Annotated in this window: 12 protein-coding genes and 1 other RNA gene; 8 read left to right on the plus strand and 5 right to left on the minus strand. The window is 43.8% G+C overall.

The window, feature by feature from the left end; all coding sequences use genetic code 11:
• Positions 1-247: 247 nt before the first annotated feature.
• From Q5H80_RS02860 to Q5H80_RS02875, 4 genes are all read left to right on the plus strand, one after another.
• Complete coding sequence (locus Q5H80_RS02860) at positions 248-1,960, plus strand: bifunctional 2-polyprenyl-6-hydroxyphenol methylase/3-demethylubiquinol 3-O-methyltransferase UbiG (RefSeq protein ID WP_304568570.1); 1,713 nt, start codon at positions 248-250, stop codon at positions 1,958-1,960.
• Positions 1,961-2,014: 54 nt separating this feature from the next.
• Positions 2,015-2,743, plus strand: coding sequence for a DUF429 domain-containing protein (locus Q5H80_RS02865; protein ID WP_304568572.1), 729 nt, complete (start codon positions 2,015-2,017; stop codon positions 2,741-2,743).
• 99 nt (positions 2,744-2,842) lie between these two features.
• Positions 2,843-3,670: a M15 family metallopeptidase gene (locus Q5H80_RS02870; protein WP_304568574.1), complete on the plus strand. Its 828-nt coding sequence runs from the start codon at positions 2,843-2,845 to the stop codon at positions 3,668-3,670.
• 305 nt (positions 3,671-3,975) lie between these two features.
• Positions 3,976-5,856 (plus strand): RimK/LysX family protein, encoded by a 1,881-nt coding sequence (locus Q5H80_RS02875; RefSeq protein WP_304568576.1) that lies wholly within the window; start codon positions 3,976-3,978, stop codon positions 5,854-5,856.
• Between the two features lie 195 nt (positions 5,857-6,051).
• Here Q5H80_RS02875 and ssrA read toward each other — a convergent pair.
• Together ssrA and smpB are read right to left on the minus strand one after the other, a co-directional pair.
• Positions 6,052-6,418, minus strand: a transfer-messenger RNA (tmRNA) gene (gene ssrA / locus Q5H80_RS02880).
• Positions 6,419-6,484: 66 nt separating this feature from the next.
• Complete coding sequence (gene smpB, locus Q5H80_RS02885; protein ID WP_004735156.1) at positions 6,485-6,970, minus strand: SsrA-binding protein SmpB; 486 nt, start codon at positions 6,968-6,970, stop codon at positions 6,485-6,487.
• A gap of 119 nt (positions 6,971-7,089) precedes the next feature.
• Here smpB and Q5H80_RS02890 point away from each other — a divergent pair, with 119 nt between their 5' ends.
• Both Q5H80_RS02890 and Q5H80_RS02895 read left to right on the plus strand, forming a co-directional pair.
• A complete protein-coding gene (locus Q5H80_RS02890) occupies positions 7,090-7,518 on the plus strand; it encodes an SRPBCC family protein (RefSeq protein WP_017106599.1) in 429 nt (142 codons plus the stop codon).
• 3 nt (positions 7,519-7,521) lie between these two features.
• Positions 7,522-7,833: an RnfH family protein gene (locus tag Q5H80_RS02895; RefSeq protein WP_304568592.1), complete on the plus strand. Its 312-nt coding sequence runs from the start codon at positions 7,522-7,524 to the stop codon at positions 7,831-7,833.
• A 188-nt stretch (positions 7,834-8,021) separates the two neighbouring features.
• Here the strand turns inward: Q5H80_RS02895 and bamE are convergent, their stop codons facing one another.
• From bamE to nadK, 3 genes are all read right to left on the minus strand, one after another.
• A complete protein-coding gene (gene bamE, locus Q5H80_RS02900; protein WP_009848326.1) occupies positions 8,022-8,381 on the minus strand; it encodes an outer membrane protein assembly factor BamE in 360 nt (119 codons plus the stop codon).
• Positions 8,382-8,548: 167 nt separating this feature from the next.
• Complete coding sequence (gene recN, locus Q5H80_RS02905) at positions 8,549-10,213, minus strand: DNA repair protein RecN (protein ID WP_304568594.1); 1,665 nt, start codon at positions 10,211-10,213, stop codon at positions 8,549-8,551.
• 294 nt (positions 10,214-10,507) lie between these two features.
• Positions 10,508-11,392, minus strand: a complete 885-nt coding sequence (nadK, locus tag Q5H80_RS02910) for an NAD(+) kinase (protein ID WP_009848328.1) — start codon at positions 11,390-11,392, stop codon at positions 10,508-10,510.
• A 143-nt stretch (positions 11,393-11,535) separates the two neighbouring features.
• On the opposite strand from nadK, the gene grpE reads away from it, so the two are divergent.
• Together grpE and Q5H80_RS02920 are read left to right on the plus strand one after the other, a co-directional pair.
• Entirely contained in the window at positions 11,536-12,117 is a 582-nt protein-coding gene (gene grpE / locus Q5H80_RS02915; protein ID WP_304568597.1) for a nucleotide exchange factor GrpE, read from the plus strand.
• 388 nt (positions 12,118-12,505) lie between these two features.
• Positions 12,506-13,780, plus strand: coding sequence for a dicarboxylate/amino acid:cation symporter (locus Q5H80_RS02920; protein WP_304568598.1), 1,275 nt, complete (start codon positions 12,506-12,508; stop codon positions 13,778-13,780).
• Positions 13,781-13,933: the final 153 nt, after the last annotated feature.

Genomic DNA, 13,933 nt, shown 5'->3' on the forward strand with positions numbered 1-13,933 from the left:
GAGGTTGGTTAATTATCTTCAAAACAATTATCTCTGTTCGCACGTCACCTTGCACCTTGTTTGTTTTAATTTCCTGACTAGACTGATTCGGGGTGTGACTCTCCTGATGAGATCATTAGGTGGATATTGATATAAAACAGTCACTAACGGTTATTGTTGATTCGCGTTGTTGAACTCATGTGTGCCGCTAGTAATCTATTAAGCTCCCCATTACTATGGTGATAGTTTCCTTACTTCAATAGTGCATATGTCCTCATCGATTCCTTTTTACGATAAAAATGCTCACATACTTTGTGAACAGTACAACTCAGTGACGTTCGAGACGGTGCATAAAAGCTGGCAAGCTTATTGGCCTTTAGAAGGCGATAAAGTACTAGATGTTGGTGCAGGAAGTGGTCGTGATGCGCTATGGATGCACAAAGCCGGAGCTGATGTTATTGCGATAGAACCAAGTGCTTTATTACGCGAACAAGGCTCGAAATATACAAGCCCAAGTGTTACCTGGATTGATGATTCACTTCCCTCGCTTAGCCGCACTGAAAACCTCGGAATGCGTTTTGACTTGATATTGGTGAGCGCGGTTTGGATGCATCTTGCTCCATCTCATCGAGAGCGTGCATTTAGAAAGTTGTCTAACTTGCTGGCTCCAAATGGCAAGTTGGTGATCACTCTGCGTCATGGGGAGTTTCAAGACAGTCGACAAGGCTATGAAGTCTCGGTTGAAGAGCTCGAGCGTTTATCAAAAAACAGCGCCTTATTGGTTCGTCATGTCGATAATAGCCAAGACACATTGAACCGCAGTGAAGTGTGGTGGCAAACCGTGGTGATGACACTACCAGACGATGGCTCCGGTGACTTGAACAAGGTGCGCCACATTATTGTGAATGACAACAAGTCGGCCACATACAAGTTGGCTTTGTTGAGAACATTACTGCGAATTGCGGATGCTCATTCAGGCGCTGTGATTGATCGAACTGATGGGAAAATTTCTCTACCAGTGGGCTTGGTCGCTCTGTATTGGGTAAGACAGTTTAAGCGTTTGATTGATATCGAAATAGAAGGCGTCGGGATTCAGCAAAATAGCAACAAAACGAAGGGGCTTGGGTTTGTAAAAGAGGATGGGTGGAATAAACTCAAACACTTAAGTGCTGATGATCTAGCGATAGGCGCTATGTTTCTCGGCGATGAAGCCAAGGCACTACAGAAGCTGTTTTCACAAACGATCAGCACCATTAAATCAGGGCCTGTGACTTTTATTTATCAAGGCTCGAAAGACAACAGACTATTCGATATATACCCTCCTCTGAAACGACGGAAAAGACGAGAATCATTGGTCATTGATAGTGAGTTCTTAGAAAGCTTTGGTTATTTCACTCTCGATGAAAGCTTATGGGAGTGCTTTAGAATCTACCACTCTTGGATTGAACCGCTGGTCGTGAATCAATGGGTCATGGAGATGCAGCGTTTCGAGTTGAACCGACAGCGAAGTATCTCACTACAGACGTATCACGACTGCTTGGTATGGATCGATCAAAACCACGATACTCGCGATGTGCGTAAACGTGTCGAGCAACTTAGATCTGATCGTGCCGACATTGTCAGCGTTTGGAGTGGAAAATCATTAAAAAATGAGTATCACGTTGATCACTGCTTGCCGTTCGCTTACTGGCCAAACAACGATAAGTGGAATCTCTTTCCTACTACAAGCAAAGAGAACTTAAGTAAAAGTGACAAAGTTCCTACGGCTGAAAAACTTCGGGCGTCTAAGTCTCGGATTCTAGAGTGGTGGCAACTCGCTTGGAATGATTCAGCGCATTTTGAACAGCAGTTCTTCTCTGAAGCCGCGCTTTCTTTACCTAATATTCCCCTACAATGCCGAGATTTCGAAGAGGTGTTCGATGCAATGGGTTTGCAGGTCCGTGGTGTAAAAAGCCGACTGTTGATTAATGAATGGCACTGATCATTCAGCGAACTATTTAATAGTATTCTCCTAAGAAATTAATCGGGGCAAACAATGAAATGCATCGGAATTGATGGCTGCAAGGCGGGTTGGATCGCTTGGATTGTCTCTGATAATCAGGAGCCAGTGTTCAAAGTGGTAAATACGCTCGATGAGTTGGTTGATGATCTTACGGGAGCAACAACGTTAATCGATATGCCTATCGGCTTTAGCGATTCGCTTACTCCAGATAGATTATGCGACAAAGCGGCAAGGCGCTTTCTTACCAACAAGCGTGGCTCCTCAGTGTTTCCTGTTCCGTGCCGCGAGGCGGTTTACCAAACCGATTACGTTGCGGCGTGCAGTGCCAATGTTGAGCAGCTTGATAAGAAGTTCTCTAAACAGACTTGGGGCATAGTTCCCAAGATCCGCGAGCTTGATGAGCTCATTGAATCTCATCCCAATCTTTCGATAAGGGAATCACATCCTGAGGTGGTGTTTGCAGCTTTAAAAGGCGAACCGCTGACGTTTTCCAAACGAACGCAAGAAGGCAAAGAGGAACGGCTTTCTATTATTCAGCAACTAGCTCCTCAATTGCGTGATAGCTTGGCGTTGGCCATTTCAAACACCAAGCGTAAAAACGTCGCGATAGACGATATTTACGATGCTTTTGTACTTATGTTGGTTGCCTATTACGCTCCGCAATTATCGACCTTACCTGAGCCTTCTGATGTTGGTGGAGAAGCGGATTTCGACCAGAATGGTCGAGTTCGAGAGATTGTTTATTGGAACAAAATACGCTAATAAAGCGTGCGCTCAACTTGGCTTAATATGCTGTTTTCCAACTTCTGCTATTTCCCAATTTCTGCTACTTTTCACTCTTACTATTTTTGAGTCTTTGATATGAAGCGTTTTATTGTTGGCTGGCTGACCACTGTGCTCAGTGCTACGAGTTATGCCCAAGTTGCCCCTATATCTCAATGGCAATGCGACATGATGAAAAAGAACAATGTCTTGAGTAATGGTGCGCCCGTTGGTTGTGAGCGACTATCCAAGGTGGATTTCGACTTCATTAACTTCAACGGGGAAACGCAACAGGGCAATATGATCGTGCTTGATGTTATTGCGCCTGCTGTTGAACAAATCTTTTCAGAGCTTAAACAGCGCAATTTCCCTCTGCATTCCGCTCGCTTAATGCGTGAATTCAGAGGTGACGATAACTCCTCAATGGAAGCCAATAACAGCAGTGCGTTTAACGCTCGTCCAATCACTGGCGGAGGTGGTTGGTCGAAGCATGCATACGGTGTGGCAATCGACATCAACCCAGTTCAAAACCCTTTCTTAGCGTTCGATAGCAACGGAAGAATAACGGTAAAACCTTCACAATCTGCGACAAGCTATGTGAACCGTACTCGCTTTCGTGCGCGTGATGAAATAGAACGCCGCGGCATGGCAGAAGATGTGGTTGAGCTGTTTGCTCATCACGGATTTATGATCTGGGGAGGGGATTGGAATAGCCCCATCGACACTCAACATTTTGAGGTCGGCTCAAGAAAGTTCGTTAACCAACTACTTTCTAAACCACAACCTGAAGCCAAGGTGTTATTTGAGCGCTACGTCGAATCTTATCGACAATGTTTTAATAAGAACCACAGTGATTCAAAAAATAAAGGTGAGGACGCAGAAAAAGCTCGAGCTATCTGCGCAAAGAAAACAGTTGGCACTTTTTAGTGCTATGTTTATCTAGAACTGTTTGTGTTTTAGCAAGTTAAACTCGCTTCAGGTGTGTTTTGAATCGCTAAGGTCAGCGCTTGTCGTTGGCCTTTTTTGTATTCATTTCTCCAATAGAACACCACATATTGAAAAGGTTATTGGGTATCTATTCGTCAATAATCGATAAGCGAATGCAGCGCAAAGTCATCGGTTTGTCATCGAAAAACTCATAGCGTTAACGTTATGTGAGAACCATGGCTGGTTGGGGAACTTCTTGCCTATTCGCCAGTATTATTAGTGAACTGATCACAACGGACCAACTAATGAAAAAGATACTTTTGGCTCTAACTCTTTTAAGCACTTTACTTTTTTCACAATATTCTTTGGCTACAGACACTTCCCACACCACACAGAACCCGACTTACGAACTCGATGGTAAGGCGGTATTAGGCCGTACTGAGAATGTGTACCTCTCTAGCGTTCAAGGGCTAAAAGACGTTCCTTTCATTGGTAAAATTGATACCGGTGCAGAAACCACTTCCATGCATGCAGAAGACATTCATGTGAAGAGCTCTAATGCCGACTACAAAAACCTCAAAGATAAAGAGTTGATGGCGGCGTTACCCGAAGACCTGTTGAACAATTCCGATGTTGATTACGATGATTGGAATGGCAGTACCTTTGCGAAATATGAAGCTGTGGTCTCTTTTAAGGTTCAAAATCCACGCACAGGTGACATGGTATTAATTGAAGCGCCTTTAGAGCGTGTCAGCATAATACGCAGCCGTACCAGCAGCACACCTTTGCTTCGACCTACAGTAAAAATGTCGCTCACCATTGCAGATCAAGAATTAAAAACAGACGTTAACCTGACCGACAGAAGCCACTTCTCTGCGCCAGTATTGATCGGCAAAACCTTCCTTGCAGATAACGCTTTAGTGTTTGCGGGTTATGATTACTTGCAAGAGCAAGAGAACGCAACGGTGGTTGGCCGTAAAGAGGTGGTGTCTATCTCTGGAATGGCGATGAACGCGACCTTCTCATTAAAGAATCGATACAGCATTCTTCACGCAAAAGACATCGACGTAGATAAAAAGAACAGTGAAGTGACGTTTGATATGTTCGACTTCGATGGCAAACAGAAAGAGATGACACTGCCATTAGTTCGTATGTTAAGCGTGAGTGGTAAGAAAAGACCTTTGGTGTATGTGCCGGTTCAACTCGATGAAAACACAACTAAAGACGTTTTGGTGTACCTACGTGAGCGCTCGAGTAGTGAGTCGCAGTTGAGATTTGGAACCAGCACAGCCAGTGAGCTCTTCATGATTGATACCAACGCTGAAAATATTCTTTCTGAAGGTTCAGAGAGCTTTAGCGATGTCGCTAAAAAGAGTGAACTTTTGGTTATTTCTCCAGAAGAGGACATCACCCTTGATGACTTCCCGCTAAAGGCCGTGGCTTCTTTCACTGTCAACACGCCTTTGTTGAAGGTCGACAGTTTTGAAATGACAGGTAAAGGAAAAGAGGCTTCTGTTGAATTTTATCTTACAGATGTAAATGGTGAGAAGCAGAAGGTGACCAAGCCAATTATTAAGAAGCTTAAAGTCGGTGATGATACTCGCCCGGTTGTAAGTGGTGAGTTTGCGGTGTCTGGAAATGTTCGTACGCAAGAGTTTGCTATCGATGTGCTCAATACGAATGAGAAAGAAGCGTACTTTATTTTAGGCAAGAAGATGGCAAAAGACGGTGTGTATGTGAACACTCGCTCTGACTATCTTTTGAAAGCTGAGCCGCTGTTTAAAGTAGGGCACATCGAAGTTGTTGAAGTGAACGGCATGACGTTCCCGGCCAAGTTGGATACTGGCGCAGATGTGAGTTCAATGAACGCAGTCAACATCAAACGGTTTAAGAAAGACGGCCAAGACATGGTGAGCTTTACCTATCAAAACAACCAAGGCGATAAGCAAGAGTTCACTAAGCCAGTGATTGATGTAATGCGCATTAAAGCCAAGAAAGGCGAGAAGGTGAATATTCGCCCTGTGGTAGAAATGAAGGTTAAGCTCGGAGACCTAGAGAAAGAGGTGAGGGTAAACCTCCAAGATCGCTCTCGTTTCGAATACAGCATGATCCTAGGTAAGAACTTCTTGAAGCACGGTGCGGTAGTGAGTAGCGATGAAGATTACTTGCTGGGCGAGATGGATTAACACCTAAACTTATCTAAGTTCGTAATAGAATCGTTCTAAACAGCCACACATTTCAGCAATGGGATGTGTGGCTTTTTGTTGAGTATCTGTTTTTGAAGTTGATGTACTAGCAACTAAGTCACTGCTCTCTATCAACTTCTGTATCTTCAGATAAAAAAAGGGCCAACTCTTTCGAGTTGGCCCTTTCCAAACGTTTGGTGGAGCTGGCGGGAGTTGAACCCGCGTCCAAAAATCATTCATCATTGGTACTACATGCTTAGTCGATCTTTAATTTCACCAGCAACCTGCGAACCGACACGCTAGTTAAAGGCTAACCTGAATTGTTATTCGCGCTTTTCCTCTCAGGTGGGAGAATCCGCGCTAGCTAGTTTGGGTTTGATCTCTTATTGGTCCCCGTCTTACGAGCGGAAGCTAGGGTAAGAGAGCTCTGAGCAGGTTATTAAGCTGCTAGTGCGTAGTTTTCGTCGTTTGCGACTATTTTTTTGCGGCTTTTAACGTGGCCAACCGCCCCACGGCATGCACCTCAGACTTCAAAATTCCTGTCGAATCCTAAATCAGCCCCAAGTGTTATTTGCATAGTACCAGAAAAGCTTTGCCTGTCTAGCACTGTGCGTTTAAGTGCTTAAAATTAACGCAAATTACTCTTCATAATTCGTGCTTTATCTCTCGCCCAATCTTTTTCTTTCATATCTGTACGTTTATCGTGCAGCTTTTTACCTTTCGCTACGCCAACTTTAATCTTCGCCCAAGAGCGAGACCAGTAAAGTGCGGTTGCGACAAGTGTCATGCCTTCACGGTTAATACGACCGATAAGGTTATCGAGTTCTTTTCTCGACATTAGTAGTTTACGGATGCGTGTTGGGTTCGCCACGATATGAGTACTCGCTTGAGTGAGCGGAGTGATCGTCATACCACTGATGAATGCTTCGCCGTCTCGGATGTAGACGTAGCTTTCTGCGATATTGGTTTTGCCTTCACGTAGGGATTTTACTTCCCAGCCTTGTAGCTCAAGCCCCGCTTCTATCTCATCATCAATGAAATATTCGTGGCGAGCTTTCTTATTAAGCGCAATGGTATTGCTACCGGCTTTTGATTTTGATTTATTCTTTGCCATAATGGCCTCATTATACGGATTGCGCCCTAGTTGGGGAATCCTTTTTATTTGCGCTCTGGCCCAATACAATTAAAATTGCAGTTTGTGTTAATGTAACGCTGTCTTTAACAGGAGTCTATATGCCAAAGGTTACTCGTTCAGCATTAGTGTCGTTTAGTGCCGACCAGATGTTCAGCTTGGTCAATGATGTTGCTCGTTATCACGAGTTTTTGCCAGGGTGTTCTGGTTCACGTGTGATCGAATCTTCAGATTCAACTATGGTAGCTTCGGTTGATGTCTCTAAAGCGGGTATCAGCAAAACATTTACCACATCGAACCGCTTAGCGGATGGCGCTGAGATCTTGATGGAGCTGGTGGATGGCCCGTTCAAAAAGCTGCAGGGTGGTTGGTATTTTACTCCGCTTGATGAGCAAGCGTGTAAGGTTGAGCTTAAGTTAGAGTTTGAATTCTCTAGCCGAATGATTGAAATGGCATTTGGTAAGATTTTCAATGAGCTGACGAGCAATATGGTCAGTGCTTTTACTCAACGCGCGAAACAGGTCTACTAAGCCATGACTATTGAATCGGATATGATCCACGTAGAGGTTGTGTTTGCACTTCCGCATGAACAGCGTGTGTTTACTTTAGTAGTAAACAAGCACGCGACCGTTGAAGATATCATTGCGCAGTCTGGCGTTTTGGAATTGTATCCAGAAATCGACTTAGCAAAAAACAAGGTCGGTGTATTCAGCCGCAACGTTAAGCTAGATGCGACGGTTCGCGATAAAGATCGTATCGAAATCTACCGAGCACTATTGGCCGATCCAAAAGAGATTCGCCGTAAGCGTGCTGAGCAAGCAAAAGTAGCCGCTGCTAAATCGTAATGCTAAAAAATTCGACTAAGAAGAGAGCTCGCTATGTTGGCGAGCTTTTTTGTGCCTGTTGGTTAGACAACGCAGATAATTTGTTAGCAGATATTAAAAAGCCTGCTCGTGTGAAGTGAGCAGGCTTTTGCGATTCTTGCTTTGTCGACTGATAGCTTTATCGGCTGATAGCTTTGTTGACTTGAAAGCTAGCGAAGGCTTTCGAAGAACTCATCACTGGCTTCAAAATCACCATTGATCGTTACTAGAGTGCCAGTGGCATCAAAGTTCACGACAAGGTTTTTCTGGATAGGGTCGTTATGGCCTTTTTGGTGGTGGTAAATGTAGTACCACGTATCTGGGTAGCCATTTTCGATAAGCATAGGTGAGCCCATAACGTAACGAACTTGTGTTTTTGTCATGCCAAACTTGAGCTGATCGACAGCTTCTTGTTCAACATAGTTACCCTGATTGATGTCAATTCGATAAACCAACTTCTCTAGTAGAGAGCAACCGGTCAACATTGTTAGTGCAAGTGGAACTGCAACTAACCACTTTTTAATTCGCATAGTTTGAGATCTTTCTTCGCTAAAATACTGCCTGATAATAAACAAGCTCCAGCAAGAAGTAAAAAGCTCCTTGCGCTTTGAGCTTGTTATGACTGGCAATTTTGAATTAAGTTGCAAAATTGCCAAGAATTTTCGGTAAATTATCAGAAAGTTGCTGAATATGTAACCTATGCTGCGATTAATAACTCTTTTGCATTGGCAAGCGTCGATTCGGTAATTTGGCTGCCACCAAGCAGTCGAGCAAGCTCTGAAACGCGTTGTTGTTCATCAAGCGTGTGCATTTGAGTCTCGGTTTTACCTGATTTCGTGTTCTTCGCTACAAACAGCTGTTGGTGACCGCAACCGGCAACTTGAGGTAAATGCGTCACACACATTACCTGCGTAGATTCGCCTAGCTTACGTAGCATTTTTCCGACAACCGCAGCGGTTGGTCCACTGATACCCACATCGACTTCATCGAAAATCAGGCTTGGTGTATCCACTTTTTGTGCGGTGATCACCTGAATCGCTAATGAGATTCGTGATAACTCGCCACCAGAAGCCACTTTAGCAATCGGCTGCATTGGTTGACCTGGGTTGGTCGAAACAATGAAGGTCACGTTATCCATACCCAATGGAGAAGGGTGTGTGTTGGTGTTGTTCACTTCAATGGCAAACTGCGCTTTTTCCATGCTCAGTTCATGCATGCTTTGCGTGATCAGCTTATTGAGCTCTTTTGCGTAACGAGTTCGAGATTTATGAAGTTTCTCAGATTTAGCCACGAACGATTGGTATTGGTTTTCTACCTCGTTGGCTAATTCTTCCAATTTTTCATCAGAGCAATCCAGCGCTTCAACTTGTTGTAGCAAGTCTTGATGGTGTTTATACAGCTCTTCAGGTAACACGTGGTGTTTACGAGACATCGACATCACTTTAGAGAAGCGCTCTTCAACGTAAGCCATACGGCCAGGATCAACATCAATACCGTCTAGGTATGTTCTTAACTCGTTGTTGGTTTCTTCAATCTGAATAATGGCTTCAGACAATAAGTTCGGTAACTCAGCCAATCTTTCGTCTAGCTCTGCTAACTGAATTAAGGAGTTATTGGCCGATTGCAGAATACCAAGCGCATTAACTTCTTCGCCTTCATAAATAAGCTCGATAGCTTGTTGGCAGGTTGTGGCCAGTTCTCCGCTATTGGAGAGGCGCTTATGCTCTTGTTCGAGGTCTTCATATTCTTCCTCCCCAATAGACAGCTCATTTAACTCTTTGATTTGGTACTCAAGAAGTTGTTTTTGAGCTTGGTTTTGCTGGCTATTTTCACGTAACTCTTTTAAATGGTTATCCGCTTGTCGCCATGATTGGTAGGCATTACGTGTCGATTTCAATAGGTTCAAGTGACCTGCGTATTGATCAAGCATGGCCATTTGGTAATCGCTTTTCATCAACTGATGGTGCGCGTGTTGACCATGAATGTTGATCAACAGCTGTCCAAGCGATTTTAATTGTGAAAGAGGCACGGGACTACCGTTGATGAATGCGCGAGAACGACCTTCTTTAGAGATGGTTCTGCGTAGGATGCATTCACCGCCATCAAGCAGTTCATTGTCTTCTAACCAGCGGGTAGCATGCAGATTGTTCTCAAGTAAAAAAGCGGCACTGACTTCGGTTTTTTCTTCACCTTGTCGAACCATTCCTGCATCGGATCTTCCTCCAAGACACAAGCCTAAAGCGTCGATAGCGATAGATTTACCCGCACCCGTTTCTCCGGTGATTGTTGTCATGCCTTTAGAGAGTTCTAGCTGTAAAGACTTAACAATAGCGAAATTATTAACACTTAGATGAGCCAGCATTTTTATTTACCTGTATAACTGAACAATACTGTATATAAGCTCAGTATATACTGTTTCTTTATACAGTAAAGTCAGCAGGTGAAAATTTTTTGCGACAGATCTCAGAATTGAGGTTGTTCGTAGATCACTGAAACCGCTATAGATTCCCAACTCAGTCGTTCCTCCCTCTTGAGAATGACGGTATAAGTAAATTGACGAGAAGCGAGAGCCGACGGGCTTTCTATGGGCAATAAAAAAGGCTGACGAACGTCGTCAGCCTTTCATAATTCGGTTACTTCTGGAGCTTTTATTCTTTTAGAACAACTTGCTCGACCAGCCTAGTTTGTTACGCAGAACATGGTAGTAGTTGTAGTCTTTAGGGTGAATCAGCTTGAGCACATTCGGGCTTTGGTAAATGTGGATCTCATCGCCAGGGGAGACCGGTAGTGAGATTTGACCATCACAACTGACTTCCTGAGTTCCGCGGTTATCAGGCGATACAATCAGCTTGATACGACGCTTTCCATCCACCACAAGTGGGCGGCTTGAAAGGGTGTGCGGGAACATCGGTACTAATGAAATTGCATTTAAGCTTGATGACAGGATAGGACCACCACCAGAAAGTGAGTAGGCGGTTGAACCTGTCGGTGTTGAGACGATCAAGCCATCAGAACGCTGTGAGAAGGCGAAGCTGTCATCGATATACACTTCGAACTCGATCATATGTGCGACTTGACCGGGGTGAAGTACTGCTTCGTTGAGTGCGGCGTTGTGGCTTTTTATTTGGCCATGACGATGAATTTCAGTTTCAAGTAAGAAGCGCTCTTCTTCCATGAATTCACCCTTAAGTACATCAGTAAGCGCGCTCTGGAAGTTTTCAGGATTAAGATCGGTAAGGAAACCTAGGTTACCTCGGTTTACGCCAATCACTGAAATATCGAAACGTGACAAGATTCTAGCGGCACCGAGCATATTTCCATCACCACCCACCACAATGGCGAGATCGGCGCGTTTACCTAATTCAATTAGGCTAGAAAAATGTTCTTGTGGGATATCGTCTAAAATTGTAGCGAGTCTGTCATCCACAAACACTTGATAACCCTCAGTACTTAACCACTGATAGAGCTCTCTATGAGTCTGAATTGCTTGCTGATCTCGAGGTTTACCAATAATGGCGATGACTTCAAATGGCTTTTTCATAACGTTTCCAAACGAATTAGGCTTGAATCAAAATTCTTCATCCCCATAATAAAGGCAAGTTGAACGTCTATGCGAGTGTTTTATATCAATTTGGGGTGCAAACACACCTGTCACTTGCATTGAAAACGAATTCTGGAGAGATCATGAGCAACGAAGAAAACAAAGTAACGGAAGAAGAGCTAGATCAAATCATTGCTGAAGCTGAGAAAGTTGAAGAAGCAGAGCTAAATGAAGAGTCTGTTGATGAGCAAGAAGCAAAAATCGCTCAACTAGAAGCTGCACTACTTTCTAGCGAATCTAAAGTGAAAGAGCAGCAAGATTCTGTTCTTCGCGCAAAAGCTGAAGTTGAAAACATGCGTCGCCGTAGCGAGCAAGAAATTGATAAAGCGCGTAAATTCGCTTTGAACAAGTTTGCTGAAGGTCTACTTCCTGTCATCGACAACCTAGAGCGTGCAATGCAAGCGGCAGATGCTGAAAACGAAGTGGTTAAGCCACTGTTTGAAGGTGTTGAGCTAACACACAAAACGTTCGTAGACACAGTTGCTAAGTTTGGTCTTAAAGAGATCAACCCTGAAGGTGAAGTGTTCAACCCTGAATTCCACCAAGCGATGTCTATCCAAGAAAGTCCAGATCACGAATCAAACACGGTTATGTTCGTAATGCAAAAAGGTTACGAGTTAAACGGTCGTGTGATTCGCCCTGCGATGGTTATGGTTGCTAAGTAATGACGTGTTACGTTGTCAAGTGATTGAGTAGCGCATTGACTGAGTAAGTCGCGGCGACAAAACAAATCACTGGTTTACGTAAAATGAAAAGAGAGGCATATGCCTCTCTTTTTTTGTGCCTATAACTTGAGACCCCACGTAAATAGTCATCAAAACCGCATTAAGAATGTTGTTCTTTTTATATTACTCAGAACAATGATTTAGAGTTTTATATTATGAAACTGGTTGTTAATGAGGGAATGTTTCGATGTCACACTTGTAATGTTTTTGTAAATAAATGCTTTTAATTGTTATCTTTGTATGTAAAATCCACTGCGATATAGCGATTTGAGTCGCATATATAACTATAAAAGTACAATTTTCAAACACAACAAACTGGAGAAGAACGATGGATAAATCGCTCTCAAGTAAGATTTTTGTAGGCTTGTTTGCCGGCCTACTTATTGGTACTGCTATTCAGTACCTATTCAACGGTATTGCAGTATTTGATACTTACCTGCTAGGTCTAGCAGAAGGTGTCGGTGGTATGTTTGTCTCTTTGATCAAACTATTGGTTGTTCCACTGGTATACGTATCTATCGTTTGCGGAATTGTTGAATTGAAAGACATCCGTTCTTTCGGTCGCCTAGGTGGTAAAACTTTTGCTCTTTACATTATCAACACCATCATCGCGATTTCTGCAGCCCTAACTGTTGGCCTTATTTTCCAACCGGGTGCTGGCGCAGATTTAGCCGGAACGATCTCTGAGACAGTTCAACTAACAACAACTGAAACTCCAGATATCTTCTCTCTTGTTGTGAACATCGTTCCTAGCAACCCAGTTCAGGCGTTTGCAAGCGGTGACATGCTACAGATCATCTTCATGGCGATTTTGACTGGTCTTGCTATTCAGGCTCTTGATTCACGTGGCGGTCCAGCGATCAAAACGTTCAAGATGGCTAACGAAATTATGATGAAGCTTATCGGCCTAGTAATGAGCTTGGCGCCATTTGGTGTATTCGCACTGATGATTCAACTGGGCGCAACGCTTGATGCTGGCACATTAATGTCGGTAGCAGGTTATGTAGCACTGGTTGTTGCCATGCTAGTGTTCTGGATTTTCTTCTTCTATCCAATGATGGTTGGTATCGCGACAGGTATTACGCCTAAGCAATTCCTACGTGCAACTCGTGAGCAAATCCTTTTCTCACTATCGACGGCAAGTTCGAACGCGACTATCCCAGTAACAATGCGCACTCTAACTGAAAAGCTTGGTGTATCAAGATCTGTGGCTGGTTTCGGTGTTCCGCTGGGTGCGACAATGAACATGTCTGGTGTCTCTATCTACATCGCACTAGCGACAATGTTCGTAGCAAACGCATTCGGTCAACCAATCAACACGGCTGACATCTTTACTCTGGGTCTAACTATCTTGCTACTGTCTATCGGTGCTGGTGGTGTTCCAGGTGGTGGTGTTGTAATGGTCGGTGTTCTATTGCACCAACTAGGTTTACCACCAGAAGGTCTAGCTATCATTGCTGCGGTAGACCGTATCAACGATATGTTCTGTACTTCTTCTAACGTAGTAGGTGATACCGCGGTTAACACTATCGTTGCTAAGTCTGAAGGTGAAATCGGCGTTGAAACAAACGAAGAAGCTGAGCTGAAGAAAGCAGAAGCGTAATCAGAGATTTTTCCTCTATAGATGAAATCTAAGAGGAAAGCCTGAATAGACAAACGGAGCCTAAGTGGCTCCGTTTTTTATTGGTGATAAGCCCAGCTATGGGGCTTGTATGCCTAGTAATGATATCTATTCGTGTCTAATCATTCCTTTTAT

Source organism: Vibrio sp. SNU_ST1 (assembly GCF_030563405.1).
Taxonomy (GTDB): domain Bacteria; phylum Pseudomonadota; class Gammaproteobacteria; order Enterobacterales; family Vibrionaceae; genus Vibrio.